Here is a 25,312-nt window from a genome sequence, read left to right on the forward strand (position 1 = left end):
TTTAGCTTAAAGCAAAAGTCGCTTTTCCTTAATCAGAGTCAGTTTTTTTCTTTTTCAAAAAATAGAATTGACCCAAACTTTGTTTTGATTATTCAAAATATTGAACATGATTAAAAACTTAAATGTGAACCACTTATTTTTTTTGACTTTACAGTCACACAGAAACAACGTCTTGACCCTTGTTCGCAAGCAGCAGTTGTAGCACGATGTGAAGATAAAAGCGGTGTAATGGATACACATACACCCCATTATTAGGATAGTAAACTGGTGATAAAAACCAGAGCAAGAGGAAGCAAACATGCCACAATATAAAGCACCCTTACGCGATATGCAGTTTGTCTTACATGAATTATTCAATGCTGAACAGCATTATGCTGCACTGCCTGCATTTCAAGACATTGTGAATCGCGAATTAATTGACCAATATTTAGAAGCAGCAGCTGACTTTTGTGAAAATGAATTATCACCCTTAAATGCCATTGGCGACCGTGAAGGTTGTAAATGGGACAATGGTGTTGTAACCACACCCACTGGTTTTAAAGAAGCGTATCAAAAATATATTGAACTTGGCTTTCCTTCTTTAGCAGCCGATGAACAATACGGCGGACAAGCCTTACCCAACTCGTTAGGTGTCGTAATTTCCGAAATGGTTGGCAGTGCTAACTGGGCATGGGGCATGTATCCGGGCTTGTCTCACGGTGCAGTACGTACTATTGAGCATCATGGTTCAGAACAACAAAAAGACGTCTATTTACCCAAATTAGTGTCTGGTGAATGGACGGGTACTATGTGCTTAACTGAATCTCATGCGGGTTCAGACTTAGGCATTATTCGCTCTAAAGCCGAGCCAAATGCCGATGGTAGTTATGCCATTTCGGGCGAGAAAATTTTTATCTCGGCGGGTGAGCACGATATGGCTGAAAACATCATCCACATTGTATTAGCACGCTTGCCAAATGCACCTAAAGGTACCAAAGGGATTTCACTATTTATTGTACCAAAATTTTTAGTCAATGCCGATGGCTCTTTAGGCGAGCGCAATGCGGTTCACTGCGGTTCAATTGAACACAAAATGGGTATTCATGGTAATGCCACCTGCGTACTCAATTTCGATAAAGCACAAGGCTATTTAATTGGGCCTGAAAACCGCGGCTTAAACTGCATGTTCACCTTTATGAACACGGCGCGTATTGGTACAGCAGTACAAGGTTTGGCTGCATCTGAATCATCTTTTCAAGGTGCACTCAGCTATGCCAAAGAGCGCTTAGCAATGCGTTCACTGTCTGGCGTGAAAAATCCAGAAAAAGATGCCGATGCCATTATTGTGCATCCCGCGGTACGCAATATGCTACTTACTCAAAAAGCATTTGCTGAAGGTGGGCGTGCCTTGGTGTATTGGTTATCTTTTTATGCCGACAGCGTTGAGCGCGGTGCAACCGAAGCTGAACAACACAGTGCCGACAACATGTTGTCATTGCTCACGCCAATTGCCAAAGCCTTCTTAACTGAAACAGGCTATGAAGCGGCCAATAAAGGCGTACAAGTGTTTGGTGGACATGGCTTTATTTCAGAGCATGGTATGGAGCAAATTGTGCGTGACACCCGCATTGCTTGCTTATATGAAGGCACCACAGAAATTCAAGCATTAGACTTATTGGGTCGTAAGATTTTGCAAAGCAAGGGCGAGCTGCTTAAAGATTTTAGTAAAGTCATAATGGCATTTATCCAAGAAAATGCAGCGCATCCTGAGTTAAGTTTTTATAGCAACACGTTGGGGCAATACCTCAAACAATGGGGCGACTTAACCAACAAAATTGCCGAGCGTGCACAAAGCAATCCTGATGAAGTCGGTGCGGCTGCTGTCGATTATTTATTCGTTGCAGGTTATGTTACTTTGGCTTATTTATGGGCGCGGATGGCCGAGGTCGCTACACAAAAATTGGCTGAAGGCACAACCGAAACTGCGTTCTACCAAGCGAAACTTAAAACTGCCGAGTTTTATTTCAAAAAAATCTTACCAAGAACCCATTCACATGCAGAGGTTATTGCTGGTGGTTTAGCGCCATTAATGCAACTTGATGCCGAAGACTTTGTATTCTAAAACAAACTTCCCTTAAGTTTGCAAATATAGCAAGCTTAAGGGCGTTATAGCCAACAATAGACTCAAGTCACAACAGTACTTTAAAGCTTCACGGACAGATAATAAAAGGTGACCTTCCATGCCAATCTACAATGCCCCACTCAAAGATATGCGCTTCATTTTAAATGAAGTTTTTAACGCAGAACCCTTTTGGCAAAGCCATCCACAATTGCAGCATATTGATGCAGCAACGGCTGAGGCAATTTTAGAGGAAATGGCAAAATTTGCGAAGAATGTCACGCTTCCAATCAATCGTTCAGGCGATGAAGAAGGCGCACGTTTTGCCGATGGCAAGGTCACAACCCCCGCAGGTTATAAACAAGCATTTAATCAATATGCAGAAGGCGGTTGGATTGGTTTAGGTGCAGATGAGCGTTGGGGCGGACAAAATATGCCGAAAATGCTCACGGTTCTGGCCGATGAAATGATTTTTGCAACCAGTCCTGCATTTATGCTGTACCCCCTGCTTTCGGTGGGTGCAGGTATGGCACTCAACAGCTATGCCTCTGAACAACAAAAACAAACCTATTTACCTAAAATTTATTCGGGTGAATGGACAGGCACCATGTGTTTAACTGAACCTCATGCAGGGACTGACTTAGGCATTATTAAAACCAAGGCAGAACCGAATGATGATGGCAGTTACAACATTACAGGGACTAAAATCTTTATTACCGGTGGCGAACACGATTTATCGGAAAACATCATTCATTTAGTGCTTGCCAAAACACCAAATGCGCCCGCAGGTTCTCGTGGTATTTCACTGTTTATTGTGCCTAAATTTTTAGTGAATGCCGATGGTTCATTGGGCGAGCGAAATCCTGTCAGCGCAGGCTCGATTGAACATAAAATGGGCATTAAAGCCTCTGCAACCTGTGTGCTTAACTTTGATGGCGCAAAAGGCTTCTTGGTGGGGAAAGAAAATGAAGGCCTTGCTGCCATGTTTGTAATGATGAATTACGAGCGTTTATCTATGGGTATTCAAGGACTTGGCGCATCTGAATTTGCCTACCAAAATGCTGCGCAATATGCCACTGACCGCCTACAAGGTCGCAGTGCGGTAGGTGTACAACAGCCCGAAAAACCTGCCGACAGCATTTTAGTGCATGGCGATGTGCGCCGTATGTTACTCAATGCCCGTGCCAACAATGAAGCTTCACGTGCATTTGCGGTTTATGTTGGACAACAGCTCGACATTACCAAATTTGTAGATGATGCCGAAATGGTGAAAAAAGCCAATCACCGTGTCGCGCTCCTCACCCCCGTTGCCAAAGCCTTTTTAACCGATACCGCTTTTAATGCCGTGATTGATGCACAAATGTGCTTTGGTGGACATGGTTATATTGCCGAATGGGGCATGGAACAGTGTGTGCGTGATTTACGCATTGCGCAAATTTACGAAGGCACCAACGGCGTACAATCGCAAGATTTAATTGGCCGGAAAGTCATTAAAGATAAAGGTGTGTCTTTATTTGAATATACTGCCGAAATTCGTAGCTTCGTCCAAGATTTAGGCGTTGAACTTGAGTATTTAAAAGACTGTACCTTAGATGCATGCACCGAAGTCGAAGCCATCACCCAATTTATTTTAGAACAAGCACAAGACAATCCCGACTTTGCCAATGGCGTGGCAGTAGATTACTTACATGCGCTTGGTCTACTCAGTTTTGCCTATATGTTTAGCCGTATTGCCAAAGCCGCACACGCGCAAAATGACGAGTTTTATGAAAATAAAATTCATTTGGCTCATTATTATTGCGAGAAAATTTTACCTGATTTAATGGCACGTTTTACCCGAATTCGAACAGGTTCAGACACCATTATGCAATTTAGTGCCGACTATTTTACTGCACAAAATTAAACTATCCTCTTTCTAAGACAGGCTGAATCAGCATGATTCAGCTTTTTTATTTATAGCTTTCTTCAGAATTTAACTTTACTTAATGATAATTTTTCAGGCATGATGAATACTTAATCTCAGCCACATAAGTATATGACAGATGTCTGATTCTAAAGATAAATTCCACAAATTACAGCAAAACTTAGACCACCTTGGCAACTTAGCGGTAGAAGCTTTTCATTATTTGGCACTGTTTATTATTGGCTGTATGATTGCTTGGTCTGCGGCACATACCACTTTCGATATTTTTACCGAAAAAAACTATGCCAGTATTGACGACATTCTGCTACTTTTTATTTATTTAGAACTCGGTGCGATGGTTGGAATTTATTTTAAAACCAATCATATGCCTGTAAGATTCTTGATTTATGTAGCAATTACCGCACTAACGCGACTACTCATTTCTGTCATTCAACACGACCATAAAGCTTCACTCGATTTATTGATTGTCACAGGCTCAATTTTAATTTTGGCCGTGGCAATTCTTATTGTGCGCTATGCATCTTGGCATTATCCATCTGCCATTAAAGAAAAAAATGAAGCGAACAGCAAAAAACTGCAACCTCAAGATGATGAATTGGCATAAGCGATCTTGCTAGATTTGAATTAAACTATGCCAGACATAATGACTAAACTAGTAAAGGAAAAATCAATGTCTGAACTTAGCTTTGAACGCTTATCTCAATTTTTTAGCAACGTTCCAAGCGTTCAAGCGCATGGCATTGTGGCGCATGGCACAGATGGTAAAAATGCATGGTGGTTTAAATTTCATATCAATACCGAACATGCTTTGGCATGGCAAACGGTGCAAGAACTCGGGCATGTGCTGAATTACTTATCGACCAATGAGCGTTTACCAACGCAATTTTTTCCAGTATCTCCCCCACCGTATATGAACGGTGGTCCACAAGAATTTTTAGCATGGGTGATTCAATGCAATCACGCCGATTTTTCACCCGATGTGATTTGTGATTGGTTAGAGGGACGTTTGCCAAACCCTGTTGCCGATGAGGCACAGTGGAAAATTCAAACCGATTTAACTGAATTAGATCAATTAGATGATAAAGCCTTGGATCAACTTATTTCACCTGATCGCTAAGCACCTAGATTAAACGGTATAAACAAGCACCTTGATGCGTCAAGGTGCTTTATTCACATTTAAGCATTTAAAAAGTCGAGATCCCCGACCATTCCATAAAGCGATACATCCAATATTTAAATGTGGACTCATCGGCATATTTGGCATAATCCACACTCATTTGGCGACCATTTAAGTTCAACCATGCCGTATTAAAATATTGCGCTGCGTCCTTAAAAACTGCGCCTGTGGATGCACCTAGCACATGCACATCAGTTTCTAAATTATAATTTTTTAAATTACGCGCGGTAAAATTGGCAGAACCCAACAATAATTCACTGTTGGTTTTACCAATTTTAAGCAACATTTTACTGTGGCACTGCTCACCTTGCGTGTCACACCAACGCACATTCACACCTGCTTTATCTAACTCCGATGCGACTTGGCGATTTGGAATACCATTTTTTTGCCGACCAAACGCATCTTTATTCGGGTCAAGGAGCACTTGAACCACAACACCGCGTTGTTTCGCCTGTTTTAGTGCATTAATAATGTTGCGTTCAGACAAATAAAACATGGCTAAATTAAGCTGATCGGATGGCTTAGCCTGTTCAATCATCTGTAAAGCTGTACGATAAATGGCTTGTTCTGTCAGCACTTGCGCTTGTGGCAGCGTTGGATTTGCAGGCGTATCGCCAACAATCACCGTTGGAAAATTATCGGCTTTGGACATGTTTGCCACAGGCTGTTCACTATTTAAAACATCCACTGCGGTTTGCCCTGAAATTAATAACGCCACGTTGTCATGCCGTGAGCTTCCATCGTGCGGATTCATCGATGAAACCAATGCTTTCCAACCGTCATCGGTATCGACCACCAAAGTTTTACGATGATTGGCTTTAAAATTCAGTAGTGCTAAATAGCTGCGCAGACTGACTTTGCCTTGCCCAACCGGATTCGGCAACCACCCTGATTCAGGGTTATTTTTAATGTCCTGACAGCACAAATACCAAAAACCCGACCAAACTGGATTCGATGCGCGTAACGGCAATAAATTACTTTCAATTAAATTAACCCCAGCCTGCTGTAATTTTCGATACTGCTCAGGTGCAATGCCACCATACATCGAATTAATCGGATCGGTAATAAAATCAATCTGAATATTGGGATTTTGCTGACGTTTTTGCACTAAGGCATCGACCAATTGCTGCATCAACGCACGGTGCTGTTGTTTAGAATTGCCCACTTCGGCATTAAATAAGAATTGATCTAACACAATGGTTTGCTTGGCTTGCTGAATTAACGATAACATTTGATCAAAAATATGCTGATTAAGCTGCTGTTTGCCCTGTGCATCTACATAGGTTTGATCACTGATAAATTGCACCTGCGTTGGGCGCAGTTTCCCTGCAAAGTCTAAACCTTGCGGTAAGGGTTTCACTGTTTGATACACCGCCGAGCCAATATAGCCAACCATCAACGCGCCAATAACTAAGCCTAAATAACGACGTTTTGACCAATTTAATTTTTTATGTAATCGTTGAAACATATAGATAAAAACCTAACCGAATAGACTCAGGCTAGGTTTTTTGTCTCATTTTTTCAAGTTGAATTTGGTGATGAAGCTCATCACCACTGTAAAACACATCAATTTTAAAAGTTAAAATCAACACCCACCGTCAAATTACGCCCCATTTGTGGCACATTGGCTAAGAATGATTCATGTTGATAAACTTTGGCATCGAGCAGGTTATTGGCTTTCAGATAAAGATTATATCCAGTTTTTGCATTGATCACTCCTTTATACCCGAAGCCCAAATTAAGCATATTATAGCCTTGGGTCGCTGTTTCATAATCGGCAATATCTGCTTGATTAAACACATGTGAATATTCAGCATTTAGATTATAACCATCGGCAAAGTTGGCATTAATGCGTGTTCCAACACGACCACCCGGCACACGCGGTGCGTTACCGTTACCCTCTAATTTTCCACGAACATAATCACCAAACACACCGACATTCCACACTGGCGTAAATTGGTAACTCACATCGGCATCTGCACCATAAAAACGCGCCGCAGTTTGTTGATAATACACCGAACGGAAATCACCTTTTTGATCGATTGTGTTGGCGTAAATAAAGTTATCAAACCAATTATGATAAATGCTTAGGTTATAATGCAGCGCATCTTGATCGCCATGAACCCCTAAACTGACGTTATTCGATTTTTCTGCGCTAAGCGAGTCGTTACCAAATTCGAAACTTTTGGTTGGGCCATGTAAACCGCCATTAGAATAAAGTTCTTGCGCCAAAGGTAAACGTTCTTGATGCGATACATCAAAGGTTAGTTTATGGTTCGGCACAAATTCCCAAGCCAATTCACCTGCGGCAGAATACGCTGTACCGTTAAAGTTCTTCTGGTCTGAATCGACAGTGATTTCTTGCTGATCGATACGTGTCGAAACTTTTGCCGTGACATCGCCAAATTGTTTTTGCTGTAAGCCAAACAGACTATAACGCTTGCTATTGGTTGCTGCCATTAAGGCTTCTTCACCGTCAATGCTTAATGCCTGACTGGTATATTGCAATCCGAACTGCCCATTCCAACCTGCCCACGGATTATTATCGAGGACAATACGGGCATCTGTGCCAGTACTATGAAAGAGCGTTGCAGGTGTATCACCATCCATTTCGGCATGTTGATAGGTTGTACGATTGGCCTGTGCGGTTATTCGACTAAACCCTGCAAATGGATTATCCAATTGGGTTTTAAAATCATAACGTTTTTGCTTTAAATTAATCCAAGATGAACTTTCAGCTTCATCGTCATCAAGTTGCACAGGAATACTTAACTTCATCTGCTGATCCGGTTCCCAAGCTGAATCCACATCCCCCGGAATACCGTATTGATCATGGCGTTGGCTAAACGAAATACCAGTAAAACCACGGTCGTAAATCCATGACAGCCCCGCATGATAATCTTTAGAGTCGGCAAAGGTACTGTTTTCACGACGTGAGTCTGTTTGTTGTAAATCGCGCGGCAAAATGTAGTCGTTTGCATCTCGTTTTAAACCACCTACATTTAATGCAACTTGGCTACCTAAACCAATAGTGGTATCGCCTGAATAAATCAAACCATCATCGCCCGTGTTATAACGCACGCCAACACGTCCTTCATAACCGTTATCTGGCATTTTGGTCGGGATTTTATGATCTTCCACATTCACCAAGCCACCTACAGAACCTGCACCATACATTAAGGTTTCAGGGCCGGTCAGCACTTCAATTTTGTCTGCAGAATTTGGATCGACCGTGACTGCATGATCTGGAGAAACTGATGAAACATCGAGTGCATCGCCGCCGTTTTGGGTGATTTTAACGCGCGCACCATCTTGCCCACGCATAACAGGACGGCTGACACCGCCAGTATATTGTGCAGAGTAAATGCCGGCTAAACCATTTAATGCATTCCCAATCGTACTGCCACCTTGAAGCAATTGTTGCTGTGTCAAAATCTGTGTCGACTCAGGCTTTGCTGCAACCGCATGAAAAGATAAGGTCGGCAAGCTTACCGTATCTGTAGAATCTACTTGCGCTGCCATAACTTGTTGCACAGAACATGCCAGTAAAGAAAGAATCCAATATTGCTTCAAATTTGCCATCGGCACATACTCAAGAAAACCAATGGTTATAATATAACATAACAATGTGATACAGATACAAGAACTTTCGTCATGACTCCAACATGAATCATTCAACAAAAATCCTTTTTAAGTGCCACGTTTCATTGCAAGCAAAGGCAACTTTCAAAAGCACAATCAATAATGGCAGCGAACAGTCGGCTTTTATTGAGTTTTTTGAACTAAACCTTGAGCGAATAGATTGAAAAAGGCATAATCTTCGATTCACTTGCGGTACGCTGTTTACGTATACGCCCTTACAGCCAATATAGTTTGGATTTTTAAAATTATGATGCGAACTCATTACTGCGGCTCTTTAACAGAAGCCCAAATTGACCAAACCGTAACACTTTGCGGATGGGTACACCGTCGCCGTGACCACGGTGGTGTAATTTTCCTAGACATGCGTGACCGCGATGGTCTCGTTCAAGTGGTTATCGACCCAGATACCCCAGAAGCATTTGCAACTGCCGACAAAGTACGTTCAGAATTTGTCCTTAAAATCACAGGTCGTGTTCGTCGTCGCTATGAAGGCACCGAAAATGCCAATATGGTGAGTGGTCAAATTGAGGTTTTAGGCAAAGAAATTGAAGTTCTCGCACAATCTGAAACGCCGCCATTCCCATTAAATGACGACAATATCAATGTTTCTGAAGAACACCGTTTAAAATTCCGTTTCTTAGATATTCGCCGTCCAGAAATGTTAGAGCGTTTACGTTTACGTTCTAAAGCGACCACGTTAATTCGTAACTATTTAGACGATAACGGTTTCTTAGACGTTGAAACACCAATTTTGACCCGTGCAACACCTGAAGGTGCGCGTGACTATTTAGTCCCAAGCCGTGTTCAAAATGGTAGTTTTTACGCACTTCCACAATCACCACAATTATTCAAACAATTGTTGATGGTAGGTGGTATTGATCGTTATTACCAAATTGCAAAATGTTTCCGTGACGAAGATTTACGTGCGGATCGTCAGCCTGAATTTACCCAAATCGACATTGAAACATCATTCTTAAATGATGATGACATTATGGATTTGATGGAAGGCATGACCGTTAAATTATTTAACGATTTGCTTGGTGTGAAGTTCGATAAATTCGACCGCATGACCTATGCCGATGCAATGCGTGATTATGCGTCTGATAAACCAGACATGCGTATTCCATTAAAATTGGTTGATGTTGCAGACCTTATGCAAGACGTTGAATTTAAAGTCTTTGCTGGCCCTGCAAAAGACCCTAAAGGTCGTATTGTAGCACTTCGTGTACCGGGCGCAGGTGCATTGCCGCGTTCTGCAATTGACGAATATACCAAATTTGTTGGTATCTATGGTGCAAAAGGCTTGGCGTACATTAAAGTTAATGAGCTTGAAAAAGGCATTGAAGGCTTACAATCGCCAATCGTAAAGTTCATCGAACCAATCGTGCTTGACCTTCTTAAACGTGTTGGCGCTGAAAACGGCGACATCGTGTTCTTTGGTGCAGATAAAGCCAAAGTTGTGAATGATGCAATGGGTGCGCTGCGCGTTAAAATCGGTCACGATTTAAACCTTGCAACTTCTGAGTGGGCGCCACTTTGGGTAGTTGACTTCCCAATGTTTGAAGAAACTGACGATGGTAAATGGACATCAGTTCACCATCCATTCACATTGCCAAAATCTTCTGTAGAAGAAGTAAAAGTAAACCCTGGTGCAGCTCTTTCTGTTGCTTACGATATGGTATTAAACGGCACTGAAATTGGTGGTGGTTCGTTACGTATTTATACATTAGAAATGCAAAAAGCAATTTTTGAAGCTTTAGGTATTTCTGAAGAAGAAGCTGAAGAAAAATTCAGTTTCTTACTGAATGCATTACGTTATGGTGCACCTCCACACGGTGGTTTAGCCTTTGGTTTAGACCGTTTAGTCATGTTAATGACTGGCGCTGCGTCGATTCGTGATGTGATTGCATTCCCGAAAACCAAAACCGCTGAATGTCCATTAACACAAGCACCTGCACCTGTTGAACCAAATCAACTACGTGACTTAGGTATTCGTGTGCGTGAACAAGCGAAAAAAGAAGCTGAATAAGTTCATGCTTTGCTAAGCACTTAGCTCGACTTCGGTCGGGCTATTTTTTTGTTCATTGAGATTAAATTTTAAAAATGGCATAATACTTGGCTTGTTTGATAATAGGTAAATGATGATGGCAATGCGCCCAGAAGTCCGCCGACGCTCTTTAGTTGTAATTGTATTTTCATTGGTGCAATGGTGCATTATGAACTACATTATTCATAATGAATTGCTCAACATTACCACTTATCAACGTATTTTATATTTTTGTGTCAGCAGCCTATCTGCTGCCCTCTTTATCTTCTGTGCCTTAATTTATATGGTCACAAAGGGTAATCCGGATAATTCATAATCTAGCAATTTACATGATTACAGACACACTTTCTTAAAGTGCCTTCTTACAGGGCAATGGCAATATTTACCTTAGCCCTTACCCTGCTTCAATAAGCATTTATACTTAAAATGTGAAGTATAAATGATAATTTTCATAATCAATTTCAAAGCCCAATTGTTGATAAAGCCGTTGCGCCACAAAATTTTCTTTGCCTGTTTCTAAGCCGACATAAACAGCACCTTGCTGCTTGGCAAAAGCAATCGCTTGATTCATCAATTTTTTAGCGATGCCCAATTGACGAAAATTTTGCTGTACAAATAAATCATTAATCTGCCAAATTCGTCCCATAGACAAAGACGACCACGAAGGATACAACTGCACAAAACCAGCCAGTTGGTTTTCAATTTCTGCCACATAAATTTGTGAGGTGTCATTGTTTAAATGTGCCTGTAAAAATTGCCGTGCCACAGCACAATCTTCAGCTTGACCATAAAATGCCCGATATTGATTAAACAGATCGGCCAATACTTCAATATCGCTTAACTGTGCTGATCGAATATTCAAATCTAAATTGCTCATTGAAACCTCTAGTGAATCATGTCTATTGCGTTATGCACTAAAGTATGGCGAAATCAGCTTATATCTAAAAATACTTATTTTTAGTCACTTCATTCATTTTTGATATGGTATTGCGATGTTTGATTATCGTCAGATCGAGATTTTCCAAGCGGTGATGAAAACTGGCAGCATTACCGCAGCAGCACAGTTATTATTTACCTCTCAACCAACCATTAGCCGTGAAATTTCTCGCCTTGAACATGTATGTGGCTTTCAATTGTTTGAGCGTAAAAGTGCCAAAATCCACCCAACCGAAGCGGCTTTTACCCTCTATGAAGAAGTCATGCAATCGCATATTGGCTTAGAACGGATTATTCACACTGCACAACAGATTCAGCAACATCAATTCGGTACATTACAACTTTGCTGCTTGCCTTTTTTAGCCACTACGATATTGCCAAAAACTGTGGCTGACTTTAAAGCCCAAGCACCACAAAGCTCAATTTCAATGACCCCGCTTGAATCGCCTTTTATTGAAAGTCAGCTTTCCTCACAACAGTTTCATTTGGGCTTAATCGAGAGCCAAATTATTCCTACAGGAACATCGCTACAAGTTACATTTACTAGCCAAGAAGTGTGTATTTTACCGCAAGGACATCCTTTACTTGCCAAAGCCTGTTTAAACCTTGAAGATTTTAATGATGTGGGATTTATTTCTTTTAGCGCACAAGATCCCTATCGTAAGCACATTGATGCCATTTTTGCACAAGCTAATATTCAGCGTAAAATTTCAATTGAAACCCAAAGTGCCCATACCATTTGTAAGTTAGTTCAACAAGGGCTTGGCATATCGATTGTGAATCCGTTGGTGATGCTCGATTATGTCAATCAGGGCTTAGCATGGCGACCTTTAAGCTTTTCCATTCCCTTTACCTTAAACCTTGTTCGAGCCAATCATCGGCCAAAATCGGCATTGGTTGAAATTTTTAACCAAGCGCTAATGGGGCAACTGCAAAACATACAACACGCACTGCAACAGCATCACCTTCCCACACAGCTAGAGCGTTTTGACCTTGTCAGTTAATGCAAAATTTACAGCAGCTTGGGCATGTATTGTAGTGGTATCAAATGTCGGCACTGAAAAATTGACATCCCCAATCAGCATACAAATTTCGGTACAACCTAAAATGATGCCTTGAGCACCTTTGGTAATTAAGTCTTCAACAATTTCAATATATTGTTGTTTAGATGCAGTATTGACCTGCCCTAAACAAAGTTCGTTATAAATCACATCATGTACCACTTTTCGTTGCACCGTATTGGGAATCAAAACTTGAATGCCTTGCTCCTCTAAACGTGCACGATAAAAATCCTGTTCCATGGTAAATGCTGTACCTAATAACCCCACTCGGTTGCATCCAGTTTGCAAAATATTCAGCGCTGTCGCATCGGCAATATGTAAAAAAGGAATTGAAATAGTGGCTTCAATTGTTGCTGCAACTTTGTGCATAGTATTGGTACATAGCACAATACAATCTGCCCCAGCCAGCACTAACTTTTGCGCTTGTTCCGCCAAATAATGCCCTGCTTGTTCCCATAAGGCTTGCTTTTGTAATTCCTCGATATAAGCAAAGTCGACACTGAGTAAAATAAGCTTGGCAGAATGAAACCCACCCAATTGGGTGTGTATGTGCTGATTAATTTTTTGATAATACAACGCAGAAGACTCCCAACTCATGCCACCTAACAGACCAATCGTTTTCATCGCACATTCCTAAAATTACACTGTTTTTATTTAAGTTTATTTGACCATCTCATTATTTCATTCATTTCAACACCCACATTACGCTGCTGAAAATCTCTGCAAAAGCACCCACAGCAATGCCATTTTGTCATATAATTTATCCCGCTAGCTAACAGCCCGCTCAAGAGAAATTTGTTATGACAACAATCATCAAACAAGACGACTTGATCACATCAGTCAAGGATGCACTTCAATTCATTTCATACTATCATCCGCAAGATTTTATTCAGGCGATGAGCCGTGCGTATGACCGTGAAGAAAATAAAGCAGCAAAAGATGCGATTGCCCAAATTCTGATTAACTCACGCATGTGTGCAGAAGGACATCGCCCAATTTGCCAAGATACAGGAATCGTGAACGTTTTCCTTGAAGTGGGTTTAGATGTTAAATTTGACCTCACGATGAGCTTAGATGATGCCATTAACGAAGGTGTACGCCAAGGTTATTTAGAAAACAGTAACGTACTTCGTGCATCGGTTTTGGCAGACCCCGCGTTTGGTCGTAAAAATACCAAAGACAACACCCCTGCGGTGATTCACTACAAGCTCGTACCGGGCAATAAAGTGGATATTACGGTTGCAGCCAAAGGTGGCGGTTCAGAAAATAAATCTAAACTTGCGATGCTTAATCCATCTGACTCGATTGTCGATTGGGTACTTAAAACTGTACCGACAATGGGTGCAGGTTGGTGTCCTCCAGGAATGCTCGGGATTGGTATTGGTGGAACGGCTGAAAAAGCTATGATGCTTGCCAAAGAAGCGCTCATGGAAGAAATTAACATGGACGAATTACTCCGTCGTGGCCCACAAAGCAAAATGGAAGAACTTCGGATTGAAATCTTCGAAAAAGTCAATGCGTTGGGCATTGGCGCACAAGGTTTGGGTGGCTTAACCACTGTTTTAGACATTAAAATTAAAGATTATCCGTGCCATGCAGCAGGTAAGCCTGTTGGCATGATTCCTAACTGTGCGGCGACACGTCATGCACATTTCCAACTTGATGGTTCAGGTGTTGCACACATTCAAGCACCAAAATTGGAAGATTATCCTTCGGTGACTTGGGATTCTTCACAATCTAAACGCGTGAATTTAGACACCATTACCCAAGAAGAAATGAATGCTTGGAAACCGGGCGATACTTTATTATTAAACGGTACGATTTATACAGGTCGTGACGCTGCGCATAAACGCATGGTTGATATGCTTAATAATGGCGAAGAACTCCCTGTCGATTTAAAAGGTAAATTCATTTACTACGTTGGCCCTGTCGACCCAGTGGGTGACGAAGTGGTTGGCCCTGCTGGTCCAACAACTGCAACCCGTATGGACAAATTTACCCGTCAAGTATTAGAAGCAACTGGCTTGTTTGGCATGATTGGTAAAGCTGACCGCGGCCCTGCGGCAATTGAAGCAATTAAAGATAACCAAGCCACGTACCTTATGGCAGTGGGCGGTGCAGCCTATCTTGTTTCTAAAGCAGTCCGTGAAGCGGAAGTGGTGGCATTTGCCGACTTAGGTATGGAAGCAATCTACAAATTTGTAGTAGAAGATATGCCTGTTTCGGTTGCAGTAGATGTAAACGGTACCTCTATTCATGCGATTGCACCAAAAATTTGGCAAGAAAAAATTGGCAAAATTCCTGTAATTGACGCAACTGCATAAATACAGTAACTCAAATACAGCAAAAAACACGCCACTTGGCGTGTTTTTTTATTTACATTAATGGCCATCTTCTTTTTGGAACATGAGCATGCAATTAAAAAGTATAAGCCAAATTATTGCATTACTGGGTGGTTTGTTCTGGTTTAACTTCAGTCATGCCACTCCCGCCTCCCCAACTTCAATTGATAAACTGTTCGATGTTTTACAAATCAAGCAAAATACTCAATCAATGGTTAAACCACAGCAACTCAAAATGCTAGGGCTAGACAAAGAACAATTTTGGACATCGGTTGAACCACAACTAAAACAGCTTTATCAACAGAATTTAACCGAAGAAGAAATCCAAGCATTGAATCGTTTTTATGCCACACCAGAAGGTCAAACACTGTCGCAAAAAATGCCGTATTTGAGCCAACAAACCTATGAAGTGGTGATTAAAAATATGATGAGCAATAGCACCATCAGCAATGGCCTGTTTAAAATGCTAGGGGTCGATAGTAATTAATACACCAAAATGAGCGCACATAAACATTGGTTTAAATGCGCTTTTTAGATTTTCGTGATTACGGCTGCTGTATAACCAACTGGTTTTCCCTGATAAAATTATTCAATAAAACCAAAAATTCATATATTATTTTGCTCTAAATAAAAACAGCAATATCTTTTAGGACAATATCTGATGTTAAAATTAAAACATTTATCGCTTGGCTTAGTTCTCGCGTTCAGTGCCTATAGCAGCACCAGTTTTGCAAGCCCTGTAAAGCCCGCTTCAGTTGAACAGCTAATGCAATTGGTACAAGTCGACAAAATGCTAAAAGACTCTACGCAAGCTATGCACCCAGTGTTTGAGCAACAAGCACGTGATGGTGTGCAAAAATATACAGGGCACCAAACCTTAACTGCACAAGACCTTGAAGCCGTTCAAAAAATGACTGCTCTTCTTCAAGATATGATGAGTAATATCTTCAAAAATTTGAATACTGAACAAATGATTCGCAATATTTATCAACAGAGTTTCACGGAAGAAGAAGTTCAAGCATATATTCGCTTTTTAAAAACCCCTGAAGGCCAGTCAATTAATGCAAAAACGCCTGTAATTATGCAACAAACTATGCAAGAAATGACTCAAGCGATACAAAAAGGCATGCTGACTGACGCACAAAAAGTACAATTGCAACAACAAGTTGAAGCAATCTTTAAAACATTACCTAAGCAAGCTAAAACTGGAAAAACAGCAAAATAATGGCATATCAATCAACAATAAAAAAACGCGCATGAATGCGCGTTTTTTATTTCAACGATGGGTTTAAGCAGATTTAGAATCGACCACTTTTAAGTCTTTTTTCTCATCTGTATTCACCACTTTACAACGCTCAGTTTTAAATTCAGGCATCGCTTTATCGTTAATCACCGCAGATGTCACTACAACTGTGCCCACATCGGTACGACTTGGTAAATCATACATAGTCTCAAGCAACGCATTTTCTAAAATTGAACGCAAACCACGCGCACCCGTATTACGCTCTAGGGCTTTTTTCGCCACAGCACGTAATGCATCATCTTCAAACACTAAGTCGACATTTTCCATATCGAATAAATGTTCATATTGACGGGTTAACGCATTTTTTGGCTCAGTCAAAATTTGCATGAGTGCCGCTTCATCAAGTTCTTCTAACGTTGCAATAACAGGCAAACGTCCAATGAATTCAGGAATTAAGCCGAATTTCACCAAATCGGTTGCTTCAACTTGGCTAAAGAGTTCCGACAGTTTTTTGCTGTCATCTTTCTTTTTCACTTCGGCATTAAAGCCCATTCCGCCCTTTTCTTGACGTTGTTGGACAATTTTTTCTAAGCCTGAAAATGCACCACCACAAATAAATAAGATATTTGAAGTGTCGATTTGAATGAATTCTTGCTGTGGGTGCTTACGTCCGCCTTGTGGTGGAATAGATGCAACCGTGCCTTCAATCATCTTAAGCAAAGCTTGTTGTACGCCTTCGCCTGAAACATCACGAGTAATAGATGGATTTTCAGATTTACGAGTAATCTTATCAATCTCATCAATATAGATAATGCCTTTTTGGGCTTTTTCTACATCGTAATCGGCTTTTTGCAATAATTTTTGCACGATGTTTTCAACATCTTCACCCACATAACCCGCTTCGGTTAAGGTGGTGGCATCGGCCATTGCAAATGGCACATCCAGTAAACGTGCAAGTGTTTGCGCCAATAATGTTTTACCTGAACCCGTTGGGCCCACAAGTAAAATATTACTTTTTGCAATTTCTACATCATCATGCTTACGCTCAGTCTGACTGGTTTTTAAACGCTTATAATGGTTATACACCGCAACCGAAAGCGTTTTCTTTGCAGTATCCTGACCAATAACGTATTGATCTAGCGCAGCACGAATTTCATGAGGTTTTGGCAAAGGACGGTTCGCCCAGTCGCCAGCATTTACTTCTTGACTGGTTTGTACCAAGTCTAAGCATACATCCACACATTCATTACAAATGTAGGCGTCCTCACCTGCAATCAGTTTCCCGACTTCAGACTGCGTTTTACCGCAAAATGAACAATTTTTTTGTCCTTGAGGATGTTCGGACATAATGTCTCCAGTTTAATCTTTTGAATTATGGACGTTTTGTTAATACAGCATCAACTAAACCGTAATCTTTAGCAGCTTGTGCTGTCATAAAATTGTCACGGTCTGTATCACGTGCAAGCGTTTCATAGTCTTGACCGCTATGCTCTGCCATTAAACGGTTCAAACGCTCTTTAATGAACAAAATTTCACGGGCATGAATTTCAATATCAGAAGCTTGGCCACGGAAGCCACCTAAAGGCTGATGAATCATTACACGAGCATTGTCTAAACAATAACGTTTGCCCTTCGCACCTGCATTTAACAAAAATGCGCCCATTGAAGCCGCTTGGCCCATACAAATGGTCGACACATCGGGTTTGATAAACTGCATGGTATCGTAAATTGCCATACCTGCTGTAACCGAACCGCCTGGCGAGTTAATATAAAGATGAATATCTTTATCAGGATTTTCTGCTTCTAAAAATAACATTTGTGCGACAATTAAGTTCGCCATATTATCTTCAACTTCACCTGTTAAGAAAATTACACGTTCTCTGAGTAAACGTGAAAAAATATCAAATGAACGTTCACCACGAGACGATTGCTCAACAACCATAGGAACTAAAGCATTTTCAATATTTGGAACATACATACGTTTATTTATTCCTAAATTTTTATGACCAAAACTATGACAACAATATGAGGGATAAACATCAAAATTGCAAAAAATATTGCTGATTTAATTGCCCGATCCTACTGAAAAAAACACAAATTTTACAAATCATCAGTAATTTGGATGATTTCAATTCTAGACACATTGCTCATAAAAAAATAAAGTTGATATACAAAAAATATAATTTTGTTTCACAACATACGACTATTTTAAATTAGACTTATTTTTAGTCATTAAAAATTTAATAACAGTAAAAGGACAACATATGAATTTAGAATTTACCCATAAACCTAATTATTTTTTATTTGCACAACTACTTATTCGTCATGTGCAGCAATACATCAAACAGCACCCTACCGCAAATTTAGAGATTTCTACCGAAACCCTCAAAAATTTATTTCACAACGACACCGCATCAGCCACAACCAATTTAGATGGTATTTTAAATATTGCAGACGAATATAAAGTAGAAACATTGCAAGGTGACCAAAAAATTATTCAAAGCTATATTATTGATTCAGTTCAACATCTACTAAAACTAAGTTTAAATTCGGATGCTGTCGTCAGTTTAAATGATGGTAAACCACTCATTGAACCAAATGCCAACGATTATACTTAAATGATCAAAACCAATTTCCATTCAATAAAAAAGGCGCAATCAATGCGCCTTTTTTACATCAACAGCTAAAGATTAGCCTTGTTGACGAGCTTGTTGCTCTTTCAACAATTCTTCATAAGATACAACTGTTTCTGTTACTTTTGCAGAAGCTAAGATGTGATCCACAACTTGGTCTTCTAACACAACAGCTTCAATTTGTTGACGTTGTTGTGCATCATTTTTGAAGTATTCAACTACTTCTGTTGGATCTTCATAAGAAGATGCCATGTCATTGATATATGCATCTACACGAGTTTGGTCAACTTCAAGTTTAGCATCAGCCAATACTTTGCTTACCAATACGCCAAGTTTAACTGATTTCTCAGCTTGTTCTTTGAACAAATCATCTGGCAACATGCTTGAGTCAAATGCTTTTGCACCTTGTGCACCAAACTGCTGTGTAAATTGCTGAATCATTTGTTGACGTTGGCGGTCAATTTCTTGGGCAACCATTGCAGCAGGAACTTCAATTTCATTTGCAGCAACAAGCGCATCAAATGCAGCTGATTTTACTTGGTTACGTAGACCATTTTTCACTTCACGTTCCATGTTTTTACGAACGTCAGCTTTTAATTTTTCTACGCCTTCTTCTTCAGTTAAACCAAAGATCGTCAAAAATTCAGCATCAATTTCAGGAAGTTTTTGTTTTTCAACAAGTTTAACTGTGATTTTGAATTGAGCTGCTTTACCAGCAAGGTTTTCAGCTTGATAGTCTTCAGGGAAAGTTACATCAATAACTTTCTCTTCGCCTTTTTTCATGCCTACGATGCCATCTTCAAAACCAGGAATCATGCGACCAGCGCCTAATACCAGTTTAAAATCTTCAGCAGAACCGCCTTCAAATTTTTCACCGTCAACAGAACCTTCGAAGTCGAAAGTCACTTGCATGTCTTTTTTCGCCATGCCTTTGGTTTCAGCCCAAGTCGCACGTTGCTTTTGAAGGTTTTCAAGCATTACATCAACGTCTTTGTCGTTGATTTCAGTTGATTTACGTTCAACTTCCAAGCTATCAAATGCGTTTACTTCAACTTCTGGGTAAACTTCAACAGTTGCTTCAAATACTAAAGCGTCTTCTTTGTTTTCAACTTTTTCAATGTTTGGCATGCCAACAGCATTGATTTTTTCTTGTTGAATAGCTTCAAATACGCTGTCACGAATAATGTCGTTAACAACTTCTTGGTAAATCCCAGCACCATATTCACGGCGTACAACATTTACAGGTACTTTTCCTGCACGGAAGCCGTTGATTTTGGCAGTTTTAGCAGTGCGCTTTAAACGAGCTTCAAATTGCTCATTAATACGGCTCGTCGGTACAGATACGTTTAAACGACGGGCAACGCCCGAAACCGCTTCAGTCGTTACTTGCATGGCTTCCTCAATGATTAGTAGCAAATTTTAAAAGTCGTCTAGTATAAGCCAACATGACAAGATATACAAAATTTTGCTCAAATTTCAGTAAAACATCCTTTTTGAGGATGAATCACGCACAGTAAGAATGCAAACGACTGTTCTGAATCTTTATCTTTCACTTCCTTTTTTACATGAGAGAAAATCAAAAGTAGCTAGGCAATGCTTACCATAATGCTCTTCCTCAAAAATTTTTAAATTTCGGTTTATTCAGAGAATCTTAAGAAAATATTAAAATGATAAACATTATCATTTTAATTTACGTTAATTAAGCCAACCATAATTCAACTTTTCAATTTCCAAATAATTCAAAGGCTTAAAATAAAAATGTGATTTCAAACATCAAAATATCCACATTTTACACACAATTCAATCGCTTTTTTCGATTTAAAAATAGTGCTATTAATAACAATTATTATTAAGATTTAACAAATTTTTAACATCTAATATGCTAGAGCCACCTATGTCACTGATTAAAACTCGCAAGAAGCTCGTTTCTTCTGCAATCGCCTCATCTTTATCATTATTTGCAACAACAACTTTTGCAGATGAGGTCGCACAGCTACCTACTATTCATGCACAAGCGCAAAAAAGTGATGACAGTGTTAAGGTTGATCAATCCGCAAATACCAAATATATCGCTCCTCTCTTAGATACGCCAAAGTCTGTTGCTGTTGTTTCTCAAAAATTATTACAAGAAACTAGTGCCAACTCTTTAACCCAAGCCTTACAAAATGTACCGGGGATTACTTTTGCCGCAGGTGAAGGTGGTACTCCTTTTGGTGATACACCTTATATTCGTGGTTATAGCGCACAATCTTCAATTTATGTTGATGGTGTTCGCAATGCAACTGTGCAGAACCGTGATATGTTTGCCATCGAACAAGTAGAAGTCACTAAAGGTTCAAGTTCGACCCTTTCTGGCGGTGGTGGTGTCGGTGGTAGTGTCAACTTAATTACCAAACAAGCGCATCAAGGCAATACTTATCAAGGTACAATTGCAGGCGGTACCGATGATTATCGTCATATCATGCTTGATGCCAACAAAGACTTTGGTAATGGCGTTGCAGGACGTGTGGTTGTCATGGGACATCAAAATGACAAACCTGGTGAAAGTAATGGTGCTGAATACAACCGCGTTGGGATTGCCCCAAGTATTGCATGGGGCTTAGGCTCGGATACGCGTGGCTTGCTCAGCTATTATTATTTACAAAGCAATGATGAACCCGATGCAGGAATTCCATTCCCAACCGTAGGTGGTAAGCCAGTTTCAGTTAAACAAGGAATGTATTACGGTTGGAAAAATCGCGACTTTGATAAACGTGAAAATCATATTGGAACATTAAAATTAGAGCATGACTTTAATGATAATTTGACCTTGTCTAATGTTGCAACCTATAGTAAATCTCAAACTAATTATGTTTATACCAACTCAGATGACTCTAAAGGCAATGTGATCAATGGCTATGTCTATCGTGGTCATGCCTTAACACGTATTTCTGATACCGACGCGTACTCAGACCAACTTGCACTAAGAGGTAAGTTCAATACAGGTTCAATTAAACATTCATTTAATACTGGGGTTGAATGGAGCTACCAATCAACAAACATGGGATCTTATAGTTATACAAATACGGCGACTTCAACGACGTGTACGGCTGTAAGTTATTGGTGTACCAGTTTAACTAATCCTGATAATCCTGCGGTTATTGGAAACCGTATCTCAAATACAGCAGTTACTACAACACGTAGTCGTACTGTTGGCCTTTATACATTAGATAGTATTGAATTTACCCCACAATGGTTAATGAATCTCGGACTTCGTTGGGATAAATTTAATACGCAAGCCAAATATAATACTGCTTCTGGTACCACAGCAGCAGGTACCATGATTGATAGCGATAGCGATTTCTTTAGCTATCAAGCAGGTTTAATTTTTAAACCAACCGAAAATGGCAGTATTTATGCAAGCTATGCTACTTCTGCCAATCCTGTAGGTGTTGGTCAAGGTGACAGCAGCGAGTCAGCTGTCGGGATTACTATTAATGATTTAAAACCAGAAAAAGCCCGCACCTTTGAAGTTGGTACCAAGTGGGATATTTTGAATAAACGTGCCAATATCACCGCAGCTATTTTCCGAACCGAAAAGCAAAATACTCGTATCACAGATTCAGCGGGCTTTATCTCAAATGTGGGTGACAGCCAAGTTGATGGTTTTGAAATTGGCTTAAATGGGCACATCACTGATAAATGGGAAGTGGCAGCAGGCTATAGCTACCTCGATAGTGAACTTAAGAGTGCAGGTTATTCTCGTGGCGCAGCAATTCCAACAGGCGGTCCAATTCCCTATGTTGCCAAAAACAGTGCAACCTTATGGTCAACATATAAAGTCTTACCAAAGTTAACATTAGGTGCAGGTGCACAATATAAAGATGATGTTTATGTGAACAGTGGCAGTGCGACGGCAACACCAAAATATTTACCTGCATACACCATTTATAATGCAATGGCAAAATATAACGTGAATGACAACGTAAACTTGCAGTTAAACATCAACAATATTACTGACAAGCGTTATTTCACAAGTGCACATGCAGCACATTACGCTTTTGAAGGTGATGGCCGTAATGCAGTACTTGCAGTAAACTTTAAGTACTAATTCATAACAATATTGATTATGCTTTAAGATCGCATATCATCAACACTTAACCAGTGAAATTCGTTTCACTGGTTTTTTACATCAACATGGTTTTGCAAGAGGAAATTTCACCATGATGCTGCATGTTCCCAATGTACTAACCAAGGCACAAGTCACCCAAATTCGAGCGGCTATGCAAGCCGATGAACAATGGATTTCTGGGACAAAAACTGCAGGTCATCAAGCCACAAAAATAAAAAACAATTTGCAAATAGATACACAAAGTGAGCTCTACCAAGACCTAAGTGGCTTTATTGCAGCGGCAATTAAAAATAATATTCTGATTCAATCTTTTGCCTTACCGAAAAATATTCTGCCGCCGATGTTCAATCGATATCAGGATGGTGGACACTATGGCAATCATGTTGATAATGCGGTGCAATGGTCACGGCTTGATCACACCCCTATTCGTACCGATGTTTCAATGACATTGTTTTTATCTGAACCGAATGAATACGAAGGCGGTGAATTAATCATTGAAGATTCTTATGGCAGCCATGAAGTTAAGTTAGATGCAGGTGATGCAATTGTTTATCCTGCCACGAGTTTACACCGTGTGGAGGCTGTTACTAAGGGCGCTCGTATTGCCACTTTTACATGGATGCAAAGTATCGTGAAAGATGATTGGCAGCGTTCGATGTTATTTAATCTCGACATGACTATTATTGCACTAAAACAAAAAATAGGCGATTGTGAAGAAGTTCTGAATTTAACCAATCATTACCACAACTTACTGCGCCAGTGGGGAGATATATAATGACAATCTCCCACTCACCTTTAGCTGCACTCACTCAAATTCCTGCACATCTACAAACCGTTTTCGATTATGAACAGCAAGCCCAACAGCATTTAAGTGCCGATGTTTGGGGATATTTGTCTGGCGGTGCAATGCAAGAGATAAGTGTTCAAAATAATCCTCGACAATTTGAACAACTACAACTCATTCCACGTCATTTAAATAATTTAACCCAAGGACATACTGCTGTTGAATTGTTTGGACAACGTTATCCGCATCCGATTTTTTTAGCGCCGATTGGTCATCAACAATTGTTTCATCCACAAGGCGAAGCAGCTACGGCACTGGCGGCTGAAGTGATGCAAAGTAACTATATTTTAAGTAACTTTACCAATACCGCGATGGATCAATTGAATATCGAAAATCCCTACAAATGGTTTCAATTGTATTGGCAAGGTTCAAAAGAAAAATCGTATCCGCTGATTCAACAAGCAGAACAACACGGCTTTAAAGCAATTGTGGTGACGGTTGACGCACCACATGTTGGCATTCGCGACCGCGAGCGAAAACTCGGTTTTCAACTACCCGAAGGCATGCAGCATCCGCATACACCAACGCATATCGATTTCCCTCAAGTTTCCCCGACTGAACATCCGTTATTTAATGGGCTGATGAAAATTGCACCGCAATGGGACGATATTGCATGGCTGGTCAAAAATACGCCACTACCCGTTATCTTAAAAGGTATTCTGCATCCAGCAGATGCAAAACGCGCCATTGAACTTGGCGTTCAAAGCATTATTGTGTCGAATCATGGCGGGCGGATCTTAGATACCACCATTTCACCACTCACCGCATTAGAAATGATTAAGCGTCACATTCCAAGCCATATTCCGGTACTTTACGATGGCGGTATCCGCCGTGGCAGCGATGTTTTTAAAGCGATTGCCTTAGGTGCTTCAGCTGTTTTAATCGGTCGTCCTTATATTTATGGACTGGCAACCGCTGGCGCCTTAGGTGTGGCACACGTCATTCGCTGCATATTGGAAGAATTTGAGGTAACTATGGCTTTAATGGGAACATCAACCTTAAAAGAGATTAATAGCGAGCATATTTATCGAGAATAAATTAATTTGTGCAAAATATTTTCTAAAGCTTTGGCTTTAAGATTAAATTCGGTAAATATTTCCCAAGCCACTGCTTTATTATAATAGAAGTAAATGTACTGCGATGTATTGCACCTAACTTGTTGTGATGACATTGCTCGTACTTAAACGTGTTGTGCATAATTGCTTATGATTCAAGTTCGTAAAGCTTGCTAGATTGACCCGATCTCTTTGTTTC

General features: G+C 40.3%; 21 protein-coding genes. 14 read left to right on the top strand and 7 right to left on the bottom strand.

Going from position 1 to position 25,312, the window contains the following annotated elements; translation table 11 throughout:
• Window positions 1-298 precede the first annotated feature (298 nt).
• The 4 genes from FXN70_RS10720 (at window position 299) to FXN70_RS10735 (ending at window position 5,139) form a co-directional block, all read left to right on the top strand.
• Window positions 299-2,101 carry an acyl-CoA dehydrogenase C-terminal domain-containing protein gene (locus tag FXN70_RS10720; RefSeq protein WP_324647457.1) on the top strand — a complete coding sequence of 601 codons (1,803 nt, stop codon included), beginning with the start codon at window positions 299-301 and terminating at the stop codon, window positions 2,099-2,101.
• Between the two features lie 118 nt (window positions 2,102-2,219).
• Entirely contained in the window at window positions 2,220-4,001 is a 1,782-nt protein-coding gene (locus tag FXN70_RS10725) for an acyl-CoA dehydrogenase C-terminal domain-containing protein (RefSeq protein ID WP_324647458.1), read from the top strand.
• Between the two features lie 139 nt (window positions 4,002-4,140).
• Complete coding sequence (locus FXN70_RS10730; RefSeq protein WP_324647459.1) at window positions 4,141-4,626, top strand: phosphate-starvation-inducible protein PsiE; 486 nt, start codon at window positions 4,141-4,143, stop codon at window positions 4,624-4,626.
• A 66-nt stretch (window positions 4,627-4,692) separates the two neighbouring features.
• A complete protein-coding gene (locus FXN70_RS10735) occupies window positions 4,693-5,139 on the top strand; it encodes a hypothetical protein (protein WP_324647460.1) in 447 nt (148 codons plus the stop codon).
• Window positions 5,140-5,206: 67 nt separating this feature from the next.
• Here FXN70_RS10735 and FXN70_RS10740 read toward each other — a convergent pair whose 3' ends face one another.
• Together FXN70_RS10740 and FXN70_RS10745 are read right to left on the bottom strand one after the other, a co-directional pair.
• Entirely contained in the window at window positions 5,207-6,673 is a 1,467-nt protein-coding gene (locus FXN70_RS10740) for a phospholipase D-like domain-containing protein (RefSeq protein ID WP_324647500.1), read from the bottom strand.
• 98 nt (window positions 6,674-6,771) lie between these two features.
• A complete protein-coding gene (locus FXN70_RS10745) occupies window positions 6,772-8,781 on the bottom strand; it encodes a TonB-dependent receptor domain-containing protein (RefSeq protein ID WP_324647461.1) in 2,010 nt (669 codons plus the stop codon).
• 307 nt (window positions 8,782-9,088) lie between these two features.
• Here FXN70_RS10745 and aspS point away from each other — a divergent pair, with 307 nt between their 5' ends.
• Together aspS and FXN70_RS10755 are read left to right on the top strand one after the other, a co-directional pair.
• On the top strand, window positions 9,089-10,870 hold the full coding sequence (gene aspS, locus FXN70_RS10750; protein WP_324647462.1) for an aspartate--tRNA ligase: 1,782 nt from the start codon (window positions 9,089-9,091) through the stop codon (window positions 10,868-10,870).
• 115 nt (window positions 10,871-10,985) lie between these two features.
• Window positions 10,986-11,204 (top strand): hypothetical protein, encoded by a 219-nt coding sequence (locus FXN70_RS10755; RefSeq protein WP_324647464.1) that lies wholly within the window; start codon window positions 10,986-10,988, stop codon window positions 11,202-11,204.
• A gap of 105 nt (window positions 11,205-11,309) precedes the next feature.
• Here the strand turns inward: FXN70_RS10755 and FXN70_RS10760 are convergent, their stop codons facing one another.
• A complete protein-coding gene (locus FXN70_RS10760) occupies window positions 11,310-11,765 on the bottom strand; it encodes a GNAT family N-acetyltransferase (protein WP_324647465.1) in 456 nt (151 codons plus the stop codon).
• Between the two features lie 115 nt (window positions 11,766-11,880).
• On the opposite strand from FXN70_RS10760, the gene FXN70_RS10765 reads away from it, so the two are divergent.
• Window positions 11,881-12,828: a LysR family transcriptional regulator gene (locus FXN70_RS10765; protein WP_324647466.1), complete on the top strand. Its 948-nt coding sequence runs from the start codon at window positions 11,881-11,883 to the stop codon at window positions 12,826-12,828.
• Here FXN70_RS10765 and FXN70_RS10770 read toward each other — a convergent pair.
• Entirely contained in the window at window positions 12,802-13,509 is a 708-nt protein-coding gene (locus FXN70_RS10770; RefSeq protein ID WP_324647467.1) for an aspartate/glutamate racemase family protein, read from the bottom strand. The two genes, FXN70_RS10765 and FXN70_RS10770, sit on opposite strands and share 27 nt — an antisense overlap.
• A gap of 176 nt (window positions 13,510-13,685) precedes the next feature.
• Here FXN70_RS10770 and FXN70_RS10775 point away from each other — a divergent pair, with 176 nt between their 5' ends.
• The 3 genes from FXN70_RS10775 (at window position 13,686) to FXN70_RS10785 (ending at window position 16,452) form a co-directional block, all read left to right on the top strand.
• Window positions 13,686-15,209 carry a fumarate hydratase gene (locus FXN70_RS10775; RefSeq protein WP_324647468.1) on the top strand — a complete coding sequence of 508 codons (1,524 nt, stop codon included), beginning with the start codon at window positions 13,686-13,688 and terminating at the stop codon, window positions 15,207-15,209.
• 88 nt (window positions 15,210-15,297) lie between these two features.
• Window positions 15,298-15,714, top strand: coding sequence for a DUF2059 domain-containing protein (locus FXN70_RS10780; protein ID WP_324647469.1), 417 nt, complete (start codon window positions 15,298-15,300; stop codon window positions 15,712-15,714).
• Window positions 15,715-15,888: 174 nt separating this feature from the next.
• Window positions 15,889-16,452, top strand: coding sequence for a DUF2059 domain-containing protein (locus tag FXN70_RS10785; protein WP_324647470.1), 564 nt, complete (start codon window positions 15,889-15,891; stop codon window positions 16,450-16,452).
• Between the two features lie 63 nt (window positions 16,453-16,515).
• On the opposite strand, the gene clpX is transcribed toward FXN70_RS10785, so the two are convergent.
• Window positions 16,516-17,817, bottom strand: coding sequence for an ATP-dependent Clp protease ATP-binding subunit ClpX (gene clpX, locus FXN70_RS10790; protein ID WP_324647471.1), 1,302 nt, complete (start codon window positions 17,815-17,817; stop codon window positions 16,516-16,518).
• 25 nt (window positions 17,818-17,842) lie between these two features.
• Window positions 17,843-18,448 (bottom strand): ATP-dependent Clp endopeptidase proteolytic subunit ClpP, encoded by a 606-nt coding sequence (gene clpP, locus FXN70_RS10795; RefSeq protein ID WP_324647472.1) that lies wholly within the window; start codon window positions 18,446-18,448, stop codon window positions 17,843-17,845.
• 286 nt (window positions 18,449-18,734) lie between these two features.
• On the opposite strand from clpP, the gene FXN70_RS10800 reads away from it, so the two are divergent.
• Window positions 18,735-19,088, top strand: coding sequence for a hypothetical protein (locus FXN70_RS10800; protein ID WP_324647473.1), 354 nt, complete (start codon window positions 18,735-18,737; stop codon window positions 19,086-19,088).
• 72 nt (window positions 19,089-19,160) lie between these two features.
• Here the strand turns inward: FXN70_RS10800 and tig are convergent, their stop codons facing one another.
• Window positions 19,161-20,495, bottom strand: coding sequence for a trigger factor (tig, locus tag FXN70_RS10805; RefSeq protein ID WP_324647474.1), 1,335 nt, complete (start codon window positions 20,493-20,495; stop codon window positions 19,161-19,163).
• A gap of 502 nt (window positions 20,496-20,997) precedes the next feature.
• On the opposite strand from tig, the gene FXN70_RS10810 reads away from it, so the two are divergent.
• The 3 genes from FXN70_RS10810 to FXN70_RS10820 all read left to right on the top strand — a co-directional run bounded on the left by FXN70_RS10810 (window position 20,998) and on the right by FXN70_RS10820 (window position 25,095).
• Window positions 20,998-23,193, top strand: coding sequence for a TonB-dependent siderophore receptor (locus FXN70_RS10810; protein WP_324647475.1), 2,196 nt, complete (start codon window positions 20,998-21,000; stop codon window positions 23,191-23,193).
• A 112-nt stretch (window positions 23,194-23,305) separates the two neighbouring features.
• Window positions 23,306-23,989, top strand: a complete 684-nt coding sequence (locus tag FXN70_RS10815; protein ID WP_324647476.1) for a Fe2+-dependent dioxygenase — start codon at window positions 23,306-23,308, stop codon at window positions 23,987-23,989.
• Complete coding sequence (locus tag FXN70_RS10820) at window positions 23,989-25,095, top strand: alpha-hydroxy acid oxidase (protein WP_324647477.1); 1,107 nt, start codon at window positions 23,989-23,991, stop codon at window positions 25,093-25,095. Before FXN70_RS10815 ends, FXN70_RS10820 begins: the two co-directional genes overlap by 1 nt.
• The last annotated feature ends 217 nt before the right edge of the window (window positions 25,096-25,312 follow it).

The organism is Acinetobacter sp. MD2, assembly GCF_035615575.1.
GTDB lineage: Bacteria > Pseudomonadota > Gammaproteobacteria > Pseudomonadales > Moraxellaceae > Acinetobacter.

Excerpts from the sequence above, each read along its gene's own strand:
- FXN70_RS10720 (WP_324647457.1), top strand. The coding sequence starts at position 299 with ATGCCACAATATAAAGCACCCTTACGCGATATGCAGTTTGTCTTACAT.
- FXN70_RS10755 (WP_324647464.1), top strand. The coding sequence starts at position 10,986 with ATGGCAATGCGCCCAGAAGTCCGCCGACGCTCTTTAGTTGTAATTGTA.
- FXN70_RS10760 (WP_324647465.1), bottom strand. The coding sequence starts at position 11,765 with ATGAGCAATTTAGATTTGAATATTCGATCAGCACAGTTAAGCGATATT.
- FXN70_RS10800 (WP_324647473.1), top strand. The coding sequence starts at position 18,735 with ATGAATTTAGAATTTACCCATAAACCTAATTATTTTTTATTTGCACAA.
- FXN70_RS10820 (WP_324647477.1), top strand. The coding sequence starts at position 23,989 with ATGACAATCTCCCACTCACCTTTAGCTGCACTCACTCAAATTCCTGCA.
- FXN70_RS10770 (WP_324647467.1), bottom strand. The coding sequence starts at position 13,509 with ATGAAAACGATTGGTCTGTTAGGTGGCATGAGTTGGGAGTCTTCTGCG.
- FXN70_RS10765 (WP_324647466.1), top strand. The coding sequence starts at position 11,881 with ATGTTTGATTATCGTCAGATCGAGATTTTCCAAGCGGTGATGAAAACT.
- clpX (WP_324647471.1), bottom strand. The coding sequence starts at position 17,817 with ATGTCCGAACATCCTCAAGGACAAAAAAATTGTTCATTTTGCGGTAAA.
- aspS (WP_324647462.1), top strand. The coding sequence starts at position 9,089 with ATGATGCGAACTCATTACTGCGGCTCTTTAACAGAAGCCCAAATTGAC.
- FXN70_RS10730 (WP_324647459.1), top strand. The coding sequence starts at position 4,141 with ATGTCTGATTCTAAAGATAAATTCCACAAATTACAGCAAAACTTAGAC.
- FXN70_RS10775 (WP_324647468.1), top strand. The coding sequence starts at position 13,686 with ATGACAACAATCATCAAACAAGACGACTTGATCACATCAGTCAAGGAT.
- FXN70_RS10735 (WP_324647460.1), top strand. The coding sequence starts at position 4,693 with ATGTCTGAACTTAGCTTTGAACGCTTATCTCAATTTTTTAGCAACGTT.
- FXN70_RS10725 (WP_324647458.1), top strand. The coding sequence starts at position 2,220 with ATGCCAATCTACAATGCCCCACTCAAAGATATGCGCTTCATTTTAAAT.
- FXN70_RS10780 (WP_324647469.1), top strand. The coding sequence starts at position 15,298 with ATGCAATTAAAAAGTATAAGCCAAATTATTGCATTACTGGGTGGTTTG.
- FXN70_RS10745 (WP_324647461.1), bottom strand. The coding sequence starts at position 8,781 with ATGGCAAATTTGAAGCAATATTGGATTCTTTCTTTACTGGCATGTTCT.
- FXN70_RS10810 (WP_324647475.1), top strand. The coding sequence starts at position 20,998 with ATGTCACTGATTAAAACTCGCAAGAAGCTCGTTTCTTCTGCAATCGCC.
- FXN70_RS10815 (WP_324647476.1), top strand. The coding sequence starts at position 23,306 with ATGATGCTGCATGTTCCCAATGTACTAACCAAGGCACAAGTCACCCAA.
- clpP (WP_324647472.1), bottom strand. The coding sequence starts at position 18,448 with ATGTATGTTCCAAATATTGAAAATGCTTTAGTTCCTATGGTTGTTGAG.
- FXN70_RS10785 (WP_324647470.1), top strand. The coding sequence starts at position 15,889 with ATGTTAAAATTAAAACATTTATCGCTTGGCTTAGTTCTCGCGTTCAGT.
- tig (WP_324647474.1), bottom strand. The coding sequence starts at position 20,495 with ATGCAAGTAACGACTGAAGCGGTTTCGGGCGTTGCCCGTCGTTTAAAC.